We start from the raw sequence: 17,928 nt of genomic DNA on the forward strand, positions 1-17,928 counted from the left end.
GCATGGGCAACCGCCTGTCGAAGATCTACACCCGCACCGGCGATGCCGGGGAAACCGGTCTGGCCGATGGCCGTCGCGTGCCCAAGCACCACCCCCGCGTGGAAGCCATGGGCGCCGTGGACGAGCTGAACAGCCACCTCGGCCTGTTGCTGGCCGGGCTGCACGAGGCGCGTAGCAGTGCGCTGGAAGAAGTGATCGGTGTACTGGCGCCGATCCAGCACCGCCTGTTCGACCTCGGTGGTGAGCTGGCGATGCCGGAGTACCGTGCGCTGAACGATGCCGAAGTGGAACGCCTGGAAATAGTGATCGACCGCTGGAATGAAGAGCTCGGGCCGCTGAAGAACTTCATCCTGCCCGGCGGTTCGCGCCTAGTCGCTCTCGCCCACCTGTGCCGCGCCCAGGCGCGCAATGCCGAACGCCGCTGCCAGCAGCTGAATGCCGAGGAGCCGCTGGAAGGCGCAGGCCTGCGGTACCTGAACCGGCTATCCGACCTGCTGTTCGTGGCCGCGCGCTTTATCGCCCGCCGCCAGGGTGTCGAAGAAATTCTCTGGCAGGCCGCTGAAAAGCCCGCCTGAGCCCCCACCCTCCAGGTACAGAGAAGTGCCGAACCTGTAGGAGCGAGCTTGCTCGCGAACCGCCCAGCACCTCAGCCAGGCCTGTTCGCGAGCAAGCTCGCTCCTACAAAAAACCGTCAGCAACTAACGTGCGGGAATTGGCGTAAAAGCGTCGCAGTAGCCCAAAATCACTGATCGTAGGATGGCGTGGAGCGAAGCGATACCCATCGCCGCCCCACGCGAGGTGCCTATCAACCTTCGATCTTCGGCCAGAACGCGCGAATCCCCGCCACGCCCTGGGCTCCGGCCTGCCAGGCGCGTCCCAGGTCCTGCGGGCCGACACCACCGAGCAGGAACACCGGCTGGTTGAAGCCATCGATCAGCTCCGCTGCCGCTTCCCAACCCAACGCAGGCTCGCCCGGATGGCTCTCGGTGGGCTGCACGGGCGACAGGGTGACGAAGTCCACACCCATGCGGGTGGCCAACTCCAGTTCCTCGGCGTTATGGCAGGAAGCCGCCAGCAGGCGCTCACTGGGGAACGGCCGGCCGTTGGGCGCGTACTTCCGCAACTGCTCGGAGGTCAGGTGCCAGCCGGCCGCCGGGAAGTCTCCCAGCCATTCCAACGGGCCCTTGAGCATCAGCTGCGCCTTGCCGGCGCACAGGCCCTGCACGTCGACAGCAAGGTCACGATACTCAGGGCTGTACATGTTCGGCGCGCGCAGCTGGATCAGGCGGATACCGCTGGCCACTGCGGCGCGCACGCCCTGCACCAGTTGGGGAATTTCCAGGCCGTCCGGGGTGATCAGGTAACGATCGGGCAGTCGCGCTGCCTGGACGATGGGTTCGTTGGCCGCCGGGAACTCGTAGTCCGGCAGATCGCGCGGGGCGACCCACGCCAACGGCTGGCCCTCGGCGCCGTGGGGCGCGCCGGAGAAGGCCGAGACTTCCCAGACATCCAGCAGCACGTGCTTGTCGCTGTAGTCGTGCTGCACCCGGATCAGCGGGCGCGCCTGCTCGACGTCGATGCCCAGCTCTTCCTTCAGCTCGCGGGCCAAGGCGACCTGTACCGCTTCGCCCTCCTCCACCTTGCCACCGGGAAACTCCCAGAGGCCGCCCTGGTGCTTGTCGTCCGGACGGCGGGCGATCAGCACCCGGCCATCGAGTCCGCGAATCACGGCGGCGGCGACATGTACTCGTTTCACAGTGCTACTCCTCAATCCGATTCAGGCAGGGCCCGCGCAGACAGGCATTCTACCGTCATTGGCGGCCGGGTTCAGGCGCGTTCGACCATCGCCGCGTCCAGCCACGGGCGGAACGCCGGCCAGGCGTAGATCGCATCGACATAATTCTGCGCCTCGATCGGCAGCGTCACGCAGTAGCTGCGCAGGCGCGTGGCAACAGGCGCGTAGAACGCATCAGCGATGCTGGCGTGGCCGAACAGGAACGGGCCGTCCTGGCCGAACTGCTGGCGACACAGAGCCCACAACTCGACGGCGCGGGCGATATCCGCCTCCACCGCTTCGGGGACTTCCGCCAAGGGCTGGTTGCGCTGGATGTCCATGGGCATATGCGAACGCAACGCCATGAAGCCGCTATGCATTTCCGCACAGACCGAACGGGCAAGGGCGCGGGCCGCTTCGCCGCGGGGCCAGAGATGCGCTTCGGGGAAACGCTCAGCGAGGTACTCGGCGATCGCCAGGGAATCCCAGATCAGCCCGTGCTCGCACTTGAGCGCCGGCACCTTGCCGCTGGGCGAATGCTCGCGGATGCGCCGCGCGGTGTCCTGGCCACCCAGGGGAACGAGAATCTCCTCGAACTCGGCGCCGGTGAGCTGCATGGCCAGCCAGCCGCGCAGGGACCAGGAGGAGACGTTCTTGCTGCCGATGATCAGGGTGAGGGACATGGACGCGATGCTCTTGAGGGTCAGTCAGGAGACCTTAGAGCGCGGCAGCCATGAAAACAAATTCCCGATTTTCATCTGTCCATGAAAATCGGGAATCCGAATGAAGCGATGCGCCGGCACAGGGCCGGCGCCGGATCAGGTGCGATATTCCGCGTTGATCTTCACGTACTCGTGGGACAGGTCGGTGGTCCAGATGGTCTCGCTGCAGGTGCCACGGCCGAGATCGATGCGAATGGTGATTTCCTCCTGGGCCATGACTTTCGCGCCCTGGTCCTCGCTGTAGCTGGCAGCACGGCCGCCGCGGCTGGCGATGGCGACATCGTCCAGGTACACGTCGATCAGGCTGACATCCAGGTCCGGCACGCCGGCGCGGCCAACGGCAGCGAGGATGCGGCCCCAGTTCGGGTCGGAGGCGAACAGCGCGGTCTTGATCAGCGGCGAGTGGGATACGGCGTAGCCTACGTCCAGGCACTCCTGATGAGTGGCGCCGCCGTTCACCTGCACGGTGACGAACTTGGTGGCACCTTCGCCGTCGCGGACGATGGCCTGGGCCAACTCCATGGAGACGTCCAGCACGGCCTGCTTCAGCGCGGCGAACAATGCACCGGTGGCAGCGGTGATTTCCGGCAGCGCAGCCTGGCCGGTGGCAACCAGCATGCAGCAGTCGTTGGTGGAAGTATCGCCATCGATAGTGATGCGGTTGAAGGACTTGTTCGACGCGTCGCGCAACAGGTCCTGCAGCACGCCTTGGGCAACCTTGGCGTCGGTGGCGATGTAGCCAAGCATGGTAGCCATGTTCGGTTTGATCATGCCCGCGCCCTTGCTGATGCCGGTGACGGTGATGGTCACTCCGTCGTGCTCGAACTGGCGGCTGGCGCCCTTGGGCAGGGTGTCGGTGGTCATGATGCCAGCGGCGGCGTCGGCCCAGTTGTCCACAGACAGGTTGGCCAGCGCGGCGGGCAGCGCGGCTTCGATCTTCTCGACCGGCAGCGGCTCGCCGATCACACCGGTGGAGTACGGCAGCACGGCGTTTTCAGCAACGCCGGCCAGCTCGGCCAGCTTGGCGCAGGTACGGGTGGCATTGGCCAGGCCCGACTCGCCGGTGCCGGCGTTGGCGTTACCGGTATTGGTCAGCAGATAGCGCACCGGACCCAGGAAGCGCTTGCGCGCCAGGATCACCGGAGCGGCACAGAAGGCGTTGGTGGTGAACACACCGGCAACAGTGGAGCCTTCGGCGCAGCGCATCACCACGATGTCCTTGCGGCCGGGTCGCTTGATGCCGGCGGAGGCGATGCCGAGTTCGAAACCGGGGACCGGGTGCAGGGTGGACATGGGGCCGAGACCAACAGCCATGTGGCGCGCTCCTATCTTTTCAGAGATTCGTGTTCAGTGAATCGTTTTCAGTGGAATCGTTCTGGGTGGTTCAAGTGAGAAAAACGCCGCGAGCGGCAGGGCCGGTCGCGGCGTTGGTATCAGGATCGGGGAAGGTTATTCCACCTGACCGTGGCAATGCTTGTACTTCTTGCCCGAACCGCAGGGGCAAGGCTCGTTGCGGCCGATCTTCGCATCGTTGCGCACGGGTTCCATCGGCACCACGTTGTCAGCCGGTACCTCGCCTTCCTCTTCCGGCTCGTCGGTGACCTGGTCCATGGACGGCGCAGCGGCGTGCTGGAACTGCATGCGCTTGGCCATCTCCTCGGCTTCGCGACGCAGGCGGGCTTCCTCTTCGGCCGGGTCTTCGCGGCGAACCTGGACGAAGGACAGCACGCGGATGGTGTCGCGCTTGATGGAGTTCAGCAGTTCCTGGAACAGGTTGAAGGACTCGCGCTTGTATTCCTGCTTCGGGTTCTTCTGCGCATAGCCGCGCAGGTGGATGCCGTGGCGCAGGTGATCCATGGTGGACAGGTGGTCCTTCCACAGGTCGTCCAACACGCGCAGCAGCATCTGCTTCTCGAAGGTACGCAGGGCTTCGGCGCCCGCCATGTCTTCCTTCTCGTTGTAGGCCGCGACCAGCTCGGTGAGGATCTTCTCGCGCAGGGTTTCCTCGTAGAGCTTCTCGTCGTCGTCCAGCCACTGCTGGATCGGCAGCTTCAGGCCGAAATCACTGTACAGCGCGGCTTCCAGGCCGGCGACGTCCCACTGCTCGGGCAGCGACTGCGGCGGGATGTGCTCGCTGACGGTGTTGTTCAGGGTCTCTTCGCGGAACTCGACGATGGTCTCGCCGATATTGTCGGCCGCGAGCAGGGTGTTGCGCATGTGGTAGATCACCTTGCGCTGCTCGTTGGCGACGTCGTCGAACTCCAGCAGTTGTTTACGGATATCGAAGTTGCGGCCTTCGACCTTGCGCTGGGCCTTTTCGATGGCGTTGGTCACCATGCGGTGCTCGATCGCCTCGCCCGGCTGCATGCCGAGGGCCTTCATGAAGTTCTTCACCCGGTCGGAGGCGAAGATGCGCATCAGGTGGTCTTCCAGCGACAGGTAGAAGCGGCTCGAACCCGGGTCGCCCTGGCGACCGGCACGGCCGCGCAGCTGGTTGTCGATACGACGGGACTCGTGGCGCTCGGAAGCAATTACGTGCAGGCCGCCCGACTCGATGACCTGCTGGTGACGCTTCTGCCAGTCGGCCTTGATCTGCGCGACCTGCTCGTCGGTGGGGTTTTCCAGCGCGGCGACTTCCACTTCCCAGTTGCCGCCCAGCAGGATGTCGGTACCACGACCGGCCATGTTGGTGGCGATGGTGACCGAGCCCGGACGGCCGGCCTGGGCGATGATCTCGGCTTCCTTCTCGTGGTACTTGGCGTTCAGTACCTTGTGCTCGATGCCGGCGTTCTGCAGCAGCTGCGAGACGTACTCGGAGGTCTCGACCGAGGCGGTACCCACGAGGATCGGACGGCCCAGCGCCTGGCACTGCTGCACGTCGGTAATGATGGCGGCGTACTTCTCGTCCTGGGTCAGGTAGACCAGGTCGTTGAAGTCCTTACGGGCGACCGGACGGTGGGTCGGGATCACCACCACGTCCAGGCCGTAGGTCTGGCGGAATTCGAAGGCCTCGGTGTCGGCGGTACCGGTCATGCCGGCCAGCTTGGTGTAGAGGCGGAAGTAGTTCTGGAAGGTGGTCGAGGCCAGGGTCTGGCTCTCGGCCTGGATCGGCAGGTTTTCCTTCGCCTCGATGGCCTGGTGCAGGCCCTCGGAGAGGCGGCGGCCCGGCATGGTACGACCGGTGTGCTCGTCGATCAGCAGGACTTGGTCGCCCTGGACGATGTATTCCACGTTGCGGTGGAACAGGGTGTGTGCGCGCAGCGCAGCGTAGACGTGGGTCAGCAGGCTGAGGTTGTGCGCCGAGTAGAGGCTCTCGCCCTCGGCCAGCAGGCCGTTCTGGGTCAGCAGCTCTTCAACGTAGGCATGGCCCTGTTCGTTGAGTTCGACCTGGCGGGTCTTCTCGTCGATGCTGTAGTGGCCCTGCTGGGTCACCTGGCCTTCGACTTCCTCGATATGGCGCTTAAGGCGCGGGATCAGCTTGTTGATCTTGATGTACAGCTCGGAACTGTCTTCGGCCTGGCCGGAGATGATCAGCGGAGTCCGCGCCTCGTCGATGAGGATGGAGTCCACTTCGTCGACCACGGCGAAGTTCAGCTCGCGCTGGAACTTGTCTTCCAGGCTGAACGCCATGTTGTCGCGCAGGTAATCGAAGCCGAATTCGTTGTTGGTGCCGTAGGTGATGTCGGAGGCGTAGGCAGCGCGCTTCTCTTCCGGCGGCTGGAACGGGCTGACGATGCCCACGGAAAGGCCGAGGAACTCGTACAGCGGACGCATCCAGTTGGCGTCGCGGCGGGCCAGGTAGTCGTTCACGGTGACCACATGCACGCCTTTGCCGGACAGGGCGTTCAGGTAGACAGCCAGGGTACCCACGAGGGTCTTGCCCTCACCGGTACGCATCTCGGCGATCTTGCCTTCGTGCAGGGTCATGCCGCCGATCAACTGGACGTCGAAGTGGCGCATGCCCATCACGCGCTTGCCAGCCTCGCGAGCGACCGCGAAGGCTTCCGGAAGAATCTGGTCGAGGGTCTCGCCCTTGGCGACGCGTGCCTTGAACTCTTCGGTCTTGGCCTTCAGTTGCTCATCGGAAAGCGGGACCATCTGGGGCTCGAGTGCATTGATGGCCTGAACCTGCTTGGCCATGCGCTTCACTTCGCGCTCGTTCTTGCTTCCAAAGAGTTTTTTCAACAAAGGCGCAAACATATCGACTGGGTCATCCGAACTGGAGAATTGGAGGGCTGCCCGACTGGCTGGCCGCGGCGCGGAACGGCAATGAAGCGGGCATTCTACCCGGAAACTTCCGGGAAAAAAGTGCCGAAGTCATCCTCCGAAGCTTCGCATTCTGCGAGCCTCGGGGCAATGCATGGACGGACAACTTTGAATCCGAGTGGGTGATATGGTGACGCGGGCGGACAACTTCAAGGGCGGACGGTGGCATCTGGCCCTGAGCGCATCTGTTACCATCCCTCTTCATTCATTCCCGGTTGCTCTCCATGGCTTTCCGCCCCCTGCCCGCCAAGGCGATGACCAAGCTGCTGCGCGAAGCCAAGCCGTTGCAGTCGCTGTTTGCCGAGGCGCAACGCCTCTCGCGCCTGCAGGAACTGCTCGACTCGCAACTGCAACCCGCCGCGCGCCCCTACTGCCGAGTCGCCTCCTGGCGCGAAGGCAGCCTGTTGCTGGTGGTCACCGATGGCCACTGGGCTACACGCCTGCGCTACCAGCAGAACCGTCTGCTGCGGCAACTGGCCGCGTTCGAGGAATTCAGGGGCCTGGCGCGCATTCTGTTCAAAGTGCAGCCGACGACCCAGGCGCCGGTCCGGGTGAACACCAACCGCATCACCGAGTCCGCCTCCGCCACCCTGCACGAAGCCGCCGAAGGCATCAGCAACCCGCAACTCAAGGCCGCGCTCGAGCGGCTCGCCAGCCGTAGCCGCCGCTCATCGGAGCCCGGCGAGGAGTAAATGGCAGGCATAAAAAAAGGCCACCCGAGGGTGGCCTTTGAAGTTGTAGCTGAAAGGAGGAGGTTTCCTTATACGGCCGCAGCGGGTCGCATATAGGAGATCGGCGCGGTCTTGGCGTCCTCGAAGGTCACCACTTCCCAAGCGTCCTTGTCTGCGATGAGGGTACGCAGGAGACGGTTGTTCAGGGCGTGACCGGACTTGTAGCCGATGAACTCGCCGATAAGGCTGTTACCCAGCAGGTACAGGTCACCAATGGCGTCCAGGATCTTGTGCTTGACGAACTCGTCCTCGTAACGAAGACCGTCTTCGTTGAGCACTCGATACTCGTCGACCACGATGGCGTTCTCCACGCTGCCACCCAGAGCCAGGTTCTGCGAACGCAGCATCTCGATGTCGCGCATGAACCCGAAGGTACGGGCGCGGCTGACTTCCTTCACGAAGGAAGTGCTGGAGAAATCCACCACGGCTTTCTGGGTGCGACCACGGAAGACCGGGTGATCGAAATCGATCTCGAAGCTCACCTTGAAGCCGTCGAACGGAACGAAGGTGGCGCGCTTGTCGCCCTCTTCCACCGTTACTTCGCGCTTGATGCGGATGAACTTCTTGGCCGCGTCCTGCTCTTGCAGGCCAGCGGACTGGATCAGGAATACGAAGGGACCTGCGCTGCCGTCCATGATCGGTACTTCCGACGCGGACAGCTCGACATAGGCGTTGTCGATACCCAGGCCGGCCATGGCCGAAAGCAGATGCTCCACGGTATCCACTTTGACGTCACCCTTGATCAGGGTAGTCGACATGGTGGTTTCGCCGACGTTCGAGGCCCGGGCGGGAATTTCCACCACAGGGTCGAGGTCAGCCCGGCAGAACACGATGCCAGTATCGACGGGAGCCGGCTTCAGGGTCAGGTAAACCTTCTCCCCGGAGTGCAGGCCGACACCGGTCGCCCGGATGATGTTCTTCAAGGTGCGTTGTCTGATCATGGCTTTGGCCGCTTTCGCGCAAGTTGCGAACTGTTGTCAACAATGGGCGGCGATGATAGCAGAACCGCCCTTTGCTGAACACCAATCACATTGATACTCCTGATAAATCGACTCAATCGGCCTGGCGACGCAGGAAGGCCGGGATGTCCAGGTAGTCCAGATCGTCCTGCGGGTTCAGCTTGGCCGCGGTGGCAGCGCCGCCGTGGTTCTGATTGCGCATGACGGTCGGGCGGTCCAGGTCGCGGTAGTTCACCGACTGCTGCTCACGCTGAACCGGAGCCTGGGTGCTGACGGCCTGGGTCTGGACAGTGTTGTCGACGACCTTGACCGGCTTCTCCAGGCGAGCGCCCAGACCGGTGGCAACGACGGTGACGTGCAGCTCGTCGCGCATGTCCGGGTCGATCACGGTGCCCACTTTTACAGTGGCGTGCTCGGAAGCGAACTGCTCGATGATGTTACCCACGTCGGAGTACTCGCCCAGGGACAGGTCCGGACCGGCGGTGATGTTCACCAGGATGCCGCGGGCGCCCTGCAGGTTGACGTCTTCCAGCAGCGGGTTGCGGATCGCGGCTTCGGTCGCCTCGCGAGCGCGGTTCGGGCCGCTGGCGCAGCCGGTACCCATCATGGCCATGCCCATTTCGCTCATGACGGTTTTCACGTCGGCGAAGTCGACGTTGATCATGCCCGGGCGCTTGATGATGTCGGAGATACCGCGAACGGCACCGGCCAGAACATCGTCAGCCTTGGCGAAGGCGGCCAGCAGGCTCGCGTCCTTGCCCAGGATGGTCAGCAGCTTTTCGTTCGGGATGGTGATCAGCGAGTCGACGCTTTCCGCCAGCGAGCGGATGCCTTCATCGGCGATCTGCATGCGCTTGCGACCCTCGAACGGGAACGGACGGGTCACCACTGCAACGGTGAGGATGCCCATCTCCTTGGCCACTTCGGCGATGATCGGCGCAGCACCGGTACCGGTACCGCCACCCATGCCGGTGGTGATGAAGACCATGTCGGCGCCTTCCAGAACCTCGGCGATACGCTCGCGGTCCTCTATGGCGGCCTGGCGGCCTACTTCAGGGTTGGCGCCAGCGCCCAGGCCCTTGGTCACGCCCGGGCCGAGTTGCAGCACGGTGCGCGCGGCGATGTTCTTCAGCGCCTGCGCATCGGTGTTGGCGCAAATGAATTCGACGCCATCAACGTTGTTCTTGGCCATGTGGTTCACAGCGTTGCCGCCGCCACCACCTACGCCGATCACCTTGATGACTGCTGTTTGCGGGACGTTATCTACCAGTTCAAACATTTCCCCTCTCCTTCCTTTCTAGTTGTGTCGCTTATGTTTACCGCGGTGGTAAATCAGAAATTGCCCTGGACCCAGCGTTTAAGCTTTTCCAGTACCGGTGTCTTGGGTTCGTCACTGCTGAAACTGCTGCCGGACATGGAGATGCCGTCGGACTGTTTCTGCAGTCCGTACAGGAGCAGCCCCACACCCGTGGAATAGATGGGATTGCGCACGACGTCGGCCAATCCCTTGACGCTATGAGGTACGCCCAGGCGTACCGGCATGTGGAAGATCTCCTCGGCCAGCTCGACAGCGCCTTCCATCTTGGCGGTGCCGCCGGTCATGACGATCCCGGCTGGAATCAGGTCCTCGTAACCGCTGCGGCGCAGTTCGGCCTGAACCAGGGTGAACAGCTCGTCGTAGCGGGGCTCGACCACTTCGGCAAGCGCCTGGCGCGACAGTTCCCGCGGCGGACGATCTCCGACGCTGGGCACCTTGATGGTTTCGCCGGGGCCGGCCAGTTTGGCCAGTGCACAGGCGTAGCGAATCTTGATTTCCTCAGCGTACTGAGTCGGGGTGCGCAGCGCCATGGCGATGTCGTTGGTGACCTGGTCGCCGGCGATCGGGATCACAGCGGTATGGCGAATAGCGCCTTCGGTGAAGATGGCGATATCGGTGGTACCGCCGCCGATGTCCACCAGGCACACGCCCAGTTCCTTTTCGTCCTCGGTGAGCACGGAGTAGGCCGAGGCCAGCTGCTCGAGGATGATGTCGTCCACTTCCAGGCCGCAGCGGCGCACGCACTTCTCGATGTTCTGGGCGGCGTTCACCGCGCAGGTCACCACGTGCACCTTGGCTTCCAGACGCACGCCGGACATGCCCAGCGGCTCGCGCACACCTTCCTGGTTATCGATCACGTAGTCCTGGGCCAGGGTGTGCAGCACACGCTGGTCGGCCGGGATGGCCACGGCCTGGGCCGCGTCCAGCACGCGCTCGATATCGGCGCCGCTGACTTCGCGGTCGCGGATCGCCACGATGCCGTGGGAGTTCAGGCTGCGGATATGGTTGCCGGCGATGCCGACGAAGGCCGAGTGGATACGGCAGCCCGCCATCTGCTGGGCTTCATCGATGGCGCGCTGGATCGATTGCACGGTGGACTCGATGTTCACCACCACGCCCTTCTTCAGGCCGCGCGACGGATGCGTCCCGATGCCGACGATTTCCAGCTTGCCATCGGCCGCCACCTCGCCCACCAGCGCCACCACCTTGGAGGTGCCGATGTCCAGGCCGACGACCATTTTGCCGCTCTGCACGCTTGCCATGTTTATAGAAGTCTCCTCAACTCACTGCGCGGCGGTGGCCTGAGCCACCGTCGCTTCCGGCACCGGATCACGCCACGCCACGGCCAGGCCGTTGGGGTAGCGCATGTCGATGCGGGCAATTTTCGTAATCTGTTCTTTCAGCGCCTTGTCGTAGATGGTCACGAGCCGGCGAATCTGTTCTACCGCGTGATCACGGCCCAGCATGATCTCCACGCCTTGCGCGGTGCCCAGGGTCCAGGCGCCGCGCGAACTCATGTCCAGGCTAGCGATGGTGAAGCCCAGCGGGCGGAGCATCTGGCTGAGAATCTGGTACTGCTGCATCACTTGCTGCTGAGCGCGCTGCGGGCCGGAAAGGCGCGGCAGGTGCTCGTAGTTGGCCACTTCCCGCGGTGCAAAAGCCTGACCCTGATTGTTCAGCAAGGCTTCGTCACCCCAACGGGCGATGGGCAATTGCTCGTCCAGGCGGATAACCACCTGGTCAGGCCATACACGGCGCACCTCGGCATGGGCAATCCAGGGCATCTGTTCCAGCTCCTGGCGCATGCCGGCCAGGTCGATGGTGAAGAAGCTGGCCGACACGTAGGGGCTGATCCGCTGCTGCACCGCCGCCTGGCTGATATAGCTGAGGTCGCCTTCCACGCTGACCTTGGCGATCGGACGGTCTGCATAAGGCAGCACGTACTGCGCGCCGTAGTAGGCACCGCCGCCGAGCACGCCCAGCACCAGAGGCCACAGCAACACTTTCAGGAAACCGAAGCTGGGCTTGGGCATGCGGGCGCTGAGCGGCTCCTTGGCCACCAGACGGCTGGCGCCCCGCGGCACCGGCTTGCGTGCGGGTGCACGGCCGATTCCGGGGTTCTGGTGACGAAGCTGCGCGCCGTTCATGACTTACCCCCTTGCCTCGACGCTGTCGGCGAGGATCGCCAGCACCAGTTGCTGGAAATCCAGGCCGGCCGCGCGCGCGGCCATGGGCACCAGGCTGTGGTCCGTCATGCCCGGTGCGGTGTTCACTTCCAACAGCCAGAAGCGCCCTTGGGCGTCCTGCATCACGTCGGTCCGACCCCAGCCCTGGATGCCTAGGGCATCGCAGGCGCGCGCGGTCAGGTCCTTGAGTTCCTGTTCCTTGTCGACATCCAGGCCGCAGGGAATCTGGTACTGGGTATCGTTGGCCAGGTACTTCGCGTCGTAGTCGTAGAAGGTGTGCGGAGTGCCCAGGCGAATGGGCGGCAGCACCTGGCCACGGAGGATCGCGACGGTGTATTCGGGGCCGCTGATCCACTGTTCGACGAGCACCTGCGGATCGAATTTCGCGGCAGCAGCCCAGGCGGCAATCAGCTCTTCCACGCTGTTCACCTTGGCCATGCCGATGCTGGAACCTTCGCTGGCCGGCTTCACGATCAGCGGGAAGCCCAGCTTGGCCGCAGCGGCGCGGCAGTCTTCTTCACTGGCGAGCACGGCGTGGTCGGGCGTCGGCAGGCCGAGGCTCAGCCACACACGCTTGGTACGCAGCTTGTCCATGGCCAACGCGGACGCCAGCACACCGCTGCCGGTGTAAGGGATGCCGGCAATTTCCAGCAGGCCCTGCATGGTGCCGTCTTCACCGCCACGACCGTGGAGGATGATGAAGGCGCGGTCGATCTTCTCGCGGGTCAGCCGCTCCAGCAGATCGTCGCCCACGTCGATGCCAAAGGCGTCCACACCCGCGCCCTGCAGGGCCTGCAGGACCATGGCGCCGGACTTCAGCGACACCTCGCGCTCGGCGCTCTTGCCGCCGTACAGCACGGCGACGCGACCGAAGGCGCGGGGCTCGAGGGCGGATTTGAGGGCGTCACTCATTGCTTCTTCCCCTCGGCGCCCGCAGCGGCGGCGCCGAACATCGGATTCTTGATCAGTGCCGGAGCCAGCCCACCGATGTCGCCGGCGCCCTGGCAGAGCAGGATGTCGCCCGGACGCAGCAGCGGCTTGAGCAGCGAGGCGAGGTCGCCGCCACGCTCCAGGTAGATCGGGTCGAGCTGGCCGCGCTGGCGGATGCTGTGGCACAGGTGACGGCTGTCGGCACCGGGGATCGGCTCTTCGCCGGCCGGGTAGACCTCCATCAGCATCAGCACATTGGCCTCGCCCAGCACCTGCACGAAGTCGTCGTAGAGGTCACGGGTACGGCTGAAGCGGTGCGGCTGGTAGACCATCACCAGGCGACGCTCCGGCCAACCGCCGCGCACGGCCTTGATCACCGCCGCGACTTCGCGCGGGTGGTGGCCGTAGTCGTCGACCAGCATCACGCTGCCGCCTTCCACCTGCAGGTCGCCATAGACCTGGAAGCGCCGGCCAACACCCTGGAAGCCGGACAGGCCCTGGACGATGGCTTCGTCGGAGATACCTTCGTCGGTAGCGATGACGATGGTCGCCAGGGAGTTCAGCACGTTGTGCAGGCCGGGCATGTTCACCGAGACGTCCAGCGGCTCGCGCTCGGGGCGCAGCACGGTGAAGTAGGTGCGCATGCCTTCCTGGCGGATGTTGATGGCGCGGACGTCGGCGTCCTCGCTCAGGCCGTAGGTCACGGTCGGACGCGCCACTTGCGGCAGGATCTCGCGCACCACCGGGTCGTCCACGCAGACCACGGCAAGGCCGTAGAACGGCAGGTTGTGCAGGAAGTCGACGAAGGTGCGCTTCAGTTTGTTGAAGTCACCGCCGTAGGTGCTCATGTGGTCGGCGTCGATGTTGGTGACCACCGAGACCATCGGCTGCAGGTGCAGGAAGCTGGCGTCGCTCTCGTCGGCCTCGGCCACCAGGTACCGGCTAGTGCCCAGCTGCGCGTTGGTGCCGGCAGCGTTCAGCCGGCCGCCGATGACGAAGGTCGGGTCCAGGCCACCGGCGGCGAATACCGAGGCGATCAGGCTGGTGGTGGTGGTCTTGCCATGGGTACCGGCGACGGCGATGCCGTGGCGGTAACGCATCAGCTCGGCGAGCATCTCGGCGCGCGGCACCACCGGCACGCGGCGATCCAGCGCAGCGGCAACTTCAGGGTTCGACTTGTTCACTGCGCTGGACACCACCAGCACATCAGCGCCGTCGGAGTTTTCCGCGCGGTGACCGATGAAGATTTCCGCGCCGAACTTTTCCAGGCGCTCGGTGACTGGCGACGCCTTGAGGTCGGAGCCGGAGACTTCGTAGCCGAGGTTGAGCAGCACTTCCGCGATACCGCACATGCCCACGCCGCCGATGCCGACGAAGTGGATGCGACGGATGCGCCGCATGGTGCGGGTGACGCCGGTGGGTTCTTTAACCACGGGCCACCTCCAGGCAGGCATCGACTACCGTGCGGGTAGCCTCGGGCTTGGCCAGGCTGCGGGCGCGAGCGGCCATGCGGGTCAGGGAATCGGGATGCATCAATACCTCGGACAGCTGCGCGGCCAGTTCGGCAGCGCTGGTAGATTTCTGCGGCAGCAGGAGGGCCGCGCCCTCCCGCACCAGGAATTCGGCGTTCTTGGTCTGGTGGTCGTCGATCGCGTGGGGCAGCGGCACCAGGAAGGACGGCAGGCCGGCGGCGGTCAGCTCGCTGACGGTCAGTGCACCGGCGCGGCAGATGACCAGATCGGCCCAGGCGTAGGCCGCGGCCATGTCGGCGATGAACGGAGCTACGTCCGCTTCGACACCCGCAGTGCGATAACGCTCCGCCGTGATTTCGTCGTGCTGACGGCCGGCCTGATGGCGAATGGCCGGGCGAATCTCAGCGGGTACCTGCGCCAGCGCTTCAGGCAACAGCTTGTTCAGCGGCTCAGCGCCCAGGCTGCCGCCCAGTACCAGCAGGTTGACCCGACGACCGGCCAGCGGCGCGCGGGCGCCCTCCTCCAGGAACAACTCGGCGCGCACCGGGTTGCCGGTGGTCAGGCGCTTGGCGCTGCTGTCGAAGGTATCCGGGAAGGCTTCGCAGACACGCTTGGCCAGCGGCGCGAGGCTGCGGTTGGCGGTGCCGGCGACGGCATTCTGTTCGTGGATCACCAGCGGCACGCCGGACAGCTTGGCGGCGAGTCCGCCCGGACCAGTGACGTAGCCGCCCAGGCCAAGCACGCAGACCGGCTTGAGCTGGCGAACCACGCCGATAGCCTGGAACAGCGACTTGAGCAGGTCGAACGGTGCGCGCAGCAGCGACTTCAGGCCCTTGCCACGCAGGCCGCTGACGTTGATCAGGTGCAGCGGCAGGCCGGCCTTGGGTACCAGGTCGTTCTCGATGCCGCGCGGAGTGCCCAGCCAGTGCACGCTGTAACCGCGCGCCTGGAACTCACGGGCGCAGGCCAGGGCCGGGAACACGTGTCCGCCGGTGCCGCCCGCCATGATCAGGACGTTACCTTTCATCGGCAAAGTCCTCTTCGCTGAATTCATATTCCTCGCTGCCCATCACCGTGCGGCGTTCCCATTCGATGCGCAGCAGCATTCCCAGCTGGGCGCAGCAGATCACCAGGGACGAACCGCCATAGCTGAGGAACGGCAGGGTCAGGCCCTTGGTCGGCAGCAGGCCGACGTTCACACCCACGTTGATCAGGAACTGGCCGATCCACAGGAAGGCCAGGCCGTAGGCGACGTAAGCGGAGAAGTACTGTTTCGACTGCTCGGCCCAGATGCCGATGTACAGCGCGCGCAGGCTGACGAAGACGAACAGGGCCACGGTGGCCATGGCGCCGACGATGCCCAGCTCTTCGGCCAGCACGGCGAACACGAAGTCGGTGTGCGCTTCGGGCAGGTAGAACTGCTTCTGGATGCTGTTGCCCAGGCCCATGCCGGTCCAGCCGCCACGGCCGAAGGCGATCAGCGCCTGGCTGAGCTGGTAGCCCGCGCCGAACTGGTCGGCCCAGGGGTCGGTGAAGTTGGTCAGGCGCGCCATCCGGTAGGGCTGGGTCTGGATCAGCAGCACCACGGCACCGACCGCCAGCGCGACCATCAGGCCGAAGCGGAACAGGCCCACGCCGCCGAGGAACAGCATTGCGGCGGCAGCGCCCATCATCACCACGGTGGCGCCGAAGTCCGGCTCGCGCAGCAGCAGGCCGGCCATGGGCAGCAGCACCACGAACGGCTTGAAGAAGCCCAGCCAGCTTTCGCGCACTTCTTCCTGGCGGCGAACCAGGTAGCCGGCCATGAAGATCACCACGAAGACCTTGGCGATCTCCGAGGGCTGGATGTTGAACAGGCCGAAGCCGATCCAGCGCATGGAGCCGTTCACCTCGCGGCCGATGCCGGGGGTGATCACCATCACCAGCAACAGGAAGGCCACGGCCAGGAGTTTCCAACCCCAGCGCTGCCAGGTTTCCATCGGCACCATCATGGTCACGCCGCAGGCGACGAAGCCGATGGCCAGGTAGATCAAGTGGCGGACCGAGAAGTACAGCGGGTTGCCGGACTGCGCCGCGGCGACTTCGGAGGATGCCGAAGTGACCATCACCAACCCCAGGCCGAGTAGCGCCAGGCAACCTGCCAGCAACGGGAAGTCGATATCGATGCCGTTGCGGCTGATCAGCGGGGACGGGTACGGGCGCAGGAAGGAGAACATCAGGCGAGCTCCTCCACGGCCTTGGCGAACAGGCGTCCGCGTTCTTCGTAGTTCTTGAACATGTCCAGGCTCGCGCAGGCCGGCGACAGGAGCACGGCGTCGCCCGGCAGGGCGAGGTCGGCAGCGTGCTCGACGGCTTCCTCGAGGGTATTCACGCGCACCTTGGGCACGGCATTGCCGATGGCAGCGCTCACCAGTTCGGCATCGCGGCCCAGCAGCACGACGGCACGGCAATGCTGGGCAACGGGGCCACGCAGGTCATGGAAGTCGGCGCCCTTGCCGTCGCCACCGGCGATCAGCAGCAGCTTGCCGTCGATATCGGCGCCCAGGCCTTCGATGGCGGCCAGGGCAGCGCCAACATTGGTGGCCTTGGAGTCGTCGTAGTAGTTCACGCCGTTGCGCTCGCGCACCCACTGGCAGCGGTGGGCAAGCCCGGCAAATTCACGCAGGGTCTGCAGCATCGGCTCGAACGGCAGGCCGACCGCATGCCCCAGGGCCAGCGCGGCCAGGGCATTGGACTGGTTGTGCGCGCCGCGAATCTTCAGATCGCGGGCCGGCATCAACTTGTCGAACTGGAAGGCCAGCCATTTCTCACCGTCTTCTTCGATCAGGCCGAAGGCCTTGAAGTCCGGCTTGTTGGTGCCGAAAGTCCAGCACGGCACGTTGTCGGCAATCAGCGGGCGGCTCAACGCGTCGGCGCGGTTCACCACGACCTGCTTCGCGCCGCGGAAAATGCGGTGCTTGGCCAGGTGGTAGTCGGCCATGCCGTCGTAGCGGTCCATGTGGTCTTCGCTGACATTCAGGCAGGTGGCGACTTCGGCATTGAGGCGCTCGCAGGTTTCCAGCTGGAAGCTGGACAGCTCCACCACGTACAGCTCGACGTCATCGGCCAGCAGGTCCAGCGTCGGAGTGCCGAGGTTACCGCCCACGGCGACGCGCTTGCCGGCAGCCTTGGCCATGTCGCCCACCAGGGTGGTGACGGTGCTCTTGGCGTTGGAACCGGTGATGGCGACGATCGGAGCCTTCGCGTGACGTGCGAACAGGTCGACATCGCCGGACATGCGTACGCCACGGGCGGCAGCTTCGATCAGCGCCGGTACGCGCAGCGACAGACCTGGGCTCACGTAGAGCTCCTGGGCGCGGCAGAGGAAATCGGCGTCGAGGTCGCCGCAGCGCACCTCGACCTGCGGGTACTGCTCGCGCAGGGTCGCCAGCTCCGGCGGATTCGCGCGCGTATCGGCCACGGCAAACGGCACGCCCTGGCGCGCCAGGTAGCGCACCAGGGACATGCCGCTCTTGCCGAGGCCGACAACGATGCGGAATTGGTCGGAAGCGATCAGGCTCATGCTCGATC

At 64.9% G+C, this 17,928-nt stretch carries 15 protein-coding genes; 2 read left to right on the plus strand and 13 right to left on the minus strand.

The genetic code is table 11. The annotated features are described in order from the left end of the window. Positions 1 to 2: 2 nt before the first annotated feature. Positions 3 to 575, plus strand: a complete 573-nt coding sequence (locus G4G71_RS26825; RefSeq protein WP_169941612.1) for a cob(I)yrinic acid a,c-diamide adenosyltransferase — start codon at positions 3 to 5, stop codon at positions 573 to 575. A gap of 230 nt (positions 576 to 805) precedes the next feature. On the opposite strand, the gene G4G71_RS26830 is transcribed toward G4G71_RS26825, so the two are convergent. The 4 genes from G4G71_RS26830 to secA all read right to left on the minus strand — a co-directional run bounded on the left by G4G71_RS26830 (position 806) and on the right by secA (position 6,696). Beyond that, positions 806 to 1,756: a Nudix family hydrolase gene (locus G4G71_RS26830; protein ID WP_169941614.1), complete on the minus strand. Its 951-nt coding sequence runs from the start codon at positions 1,754 to 1,756 to the stop codon at positions 806 to 808. Positions 1,757 to 1,827: 71 nt separating this feature from the next. Next, positions 1,828 to 2,457, minus strand: a complete 630-nt coding sequence (locus tag G4G71_RS26835) for a glutathione S-transferase family protein (RefSeq protein WP_169941616.1) — start codon at positions 2,455 to 2,457, stop codon at positions 1,828 to 1,830. Between the two features lie 135 nt (positions 2,458 to 2,592). Then, the gene (gene argJ, locus G4G71_RS26840; RefSeq protein WP_169941618.1) at positions 2,593 to 3,810 is read right to left on the minus strand and encodes a bifunctional glutamate N-acetyltransferase/amino-acid acetyltransferase ArgJ; all 1,218 of its coding nucleotides are present in this window, start codon (positions 3,808 to 3,810) and stop codon (positions 2,593 to 2,595) included. Between the two features lie 135 nt (positions 3,811 to 3,945). After that, positions 3,946 to 6,696 carry a preprotein translocase subunit SecA gene (secA, locus tag G4G71_RS26845; protein ID WP_169941620.1) on the minus strand — a complete coding sequence of 917 codons (2,751 nt, stop codon included), beginning with the start codon at positions 6,694 to 6,696 and terminating at the stop codon, positions 3,946 to 3,948. A gap of 290 nt (positions 6,697 to 6,986) precedes the next feature. Between secA and G4G71_RS26850 the strand changes: the two genes are divergently transcribed. Further along, positions 6,987 to 7,454, plus strand: coding sequence for a DUF721 domain-containing protein (locus G4G71_RS26850; protein ID WP_169941622.1), 468 nt, complete (start codon positions 6,987 to 6,989; stop codon positions 7,452 to 7,454). 68 nt (positions 7,455 to 7,522) lie between these two features. On the opposite strand, the gene lpxC is transcribed toward G4G71_RS26850, so the two are convergent. The 9 genes from lpxC to murD form a co-directional block, all read right to left on the minus strand. Further along, positions 7,523 to 8,434 (minus strand): UDP-3-O-acyl-N-acetylglucosamine deacetylase, encoded by a 912-nt coding sequence (gene lpxC, locus G4G71_RS26855; RefSeq protein ID WP_024764067.1) that lies wholly within the window; start codon positions 8,432 to 8,434, stop codon positions 7,523 to 7,525. 112 nt (positions 8,435 to 8,546) lie between these two features. Further along, on the minus strand, positions 8,547 to 9,731 hold the full coding sequence (gene ftsZ, locus G4G71_RS26860) for a cell division protein FtsZ (RefSeq protein ID WP_017518095.1): 1,185 nt from the start codon (positions 9,729 to 9,731) through the stop codon (positions 8,547 to 8,549). A gap of 53 nt (positions 9,732 to 9,784) precedes the next feature. Further along, positions 9,785 to 11,032 (minus strand): cell division protein FtsA, encoded by a 1,248-nt coding sequence (ftsA, locus tag G4G71_RS26865; protein ID WP_024764065.1) that lies wholly within the window; start codon positions 11,030 to 11,032, stop codon positions 9,785 to 9,787. Between the two features lie 21 nt (positions 11,033 to 11,053). Further along, positions 11,054 to 11,917, minus strand: a complete 864-nt coding sequence (locus G4G71_RS26870) for a cell division protein FtsQ/DivIB (protein WP_169941623.1) — start codon at positions 11,915 to 11,917, stop codon at positions 11,054 to 11,056. A 3-nt stretch (positions 11,918 to 11,920) separates the two neighbouring features. Continuing rightward, positions 11,921 to 12,868 (minus strand): D-alanine--D-alanine ligase, encoded by a 948-nt coding sequence (locus tag G4G71_RS26875; protein WP_169941625.1) that lies wholly within the window; start codon positions 12,866 to 12,868, stop codon positions 11,921 to 11,923. Beyond that, entirely contained in the window at positions 12,865 to 14,319 is a 1,455-nt protein-coding gene (gene murC, locus G4G71_RS26880; protein ID WP_054906587.1) for a UDP-N-acetylmuramate--L-alanine ligase, read from the minus strand. The genes G4G71_RS26875 and murC overlap by 4 nt, the downstream gene beginning before the upstream one ends. Next, the gene (gene murG, locus G4G71_RS26885; protein ID WP_054906588.1) at positions 14,312 to 15,385 is read right to left on the minus strand and encodes an undecaprenyldiphospho-muramoylpentapeptide beta-N-acetylglucosaminyltransferase; all 1,074 of its coding nucleotides are present in this window, start codon (positions 15,383 to 15,385) and stop codon (positions 14,312 to 14,314) included. The genes murC and murG overlap by 8 nt, the downstream gene beginning before the upstream one ends. Next, positions 15,375 to 16,574 (minus strand): putative lipid II flippase FtsW, encoded by a 1,200-nt coding sequence (gene ftsW, locus G4G71_RS26890; RefSeq protein ID WP_045209625.1) that lies wholly within the window; start codon positions 16,572 to 16,574, stop codon positions 15,375 to 15,377. Before ftsW ends, murG begins: the two co-directional genes overlap by 11 nt. After that, a complete protein-coding gene (gene murD, locus G4G71_RS26895; protein ID WP_169941627.1) occupies positions 16,574 to 17,920 on the minus strand; it encodes a UDP-N-acetylmuramoyl-L-alanine--D-glutamate ligase in 1,347 nt (448 codons plus the stop codon). Before murD ends, ftsW begins: the two co-directional genes overlap by 1 nt. Positions 17,921 to 17,928: the final 8 nt, after the last annotated feature.

Source organism: Pseudomonas multiresinivorans, from assembly GCF_012971725.1.
Lineage (GTDB): Bacteria > Pseudomonadota > Gammaproteobacteria > Pseudomonadales > Pseudomonadaceae > Pseudomonas > Pseudomonas multiresinivorans.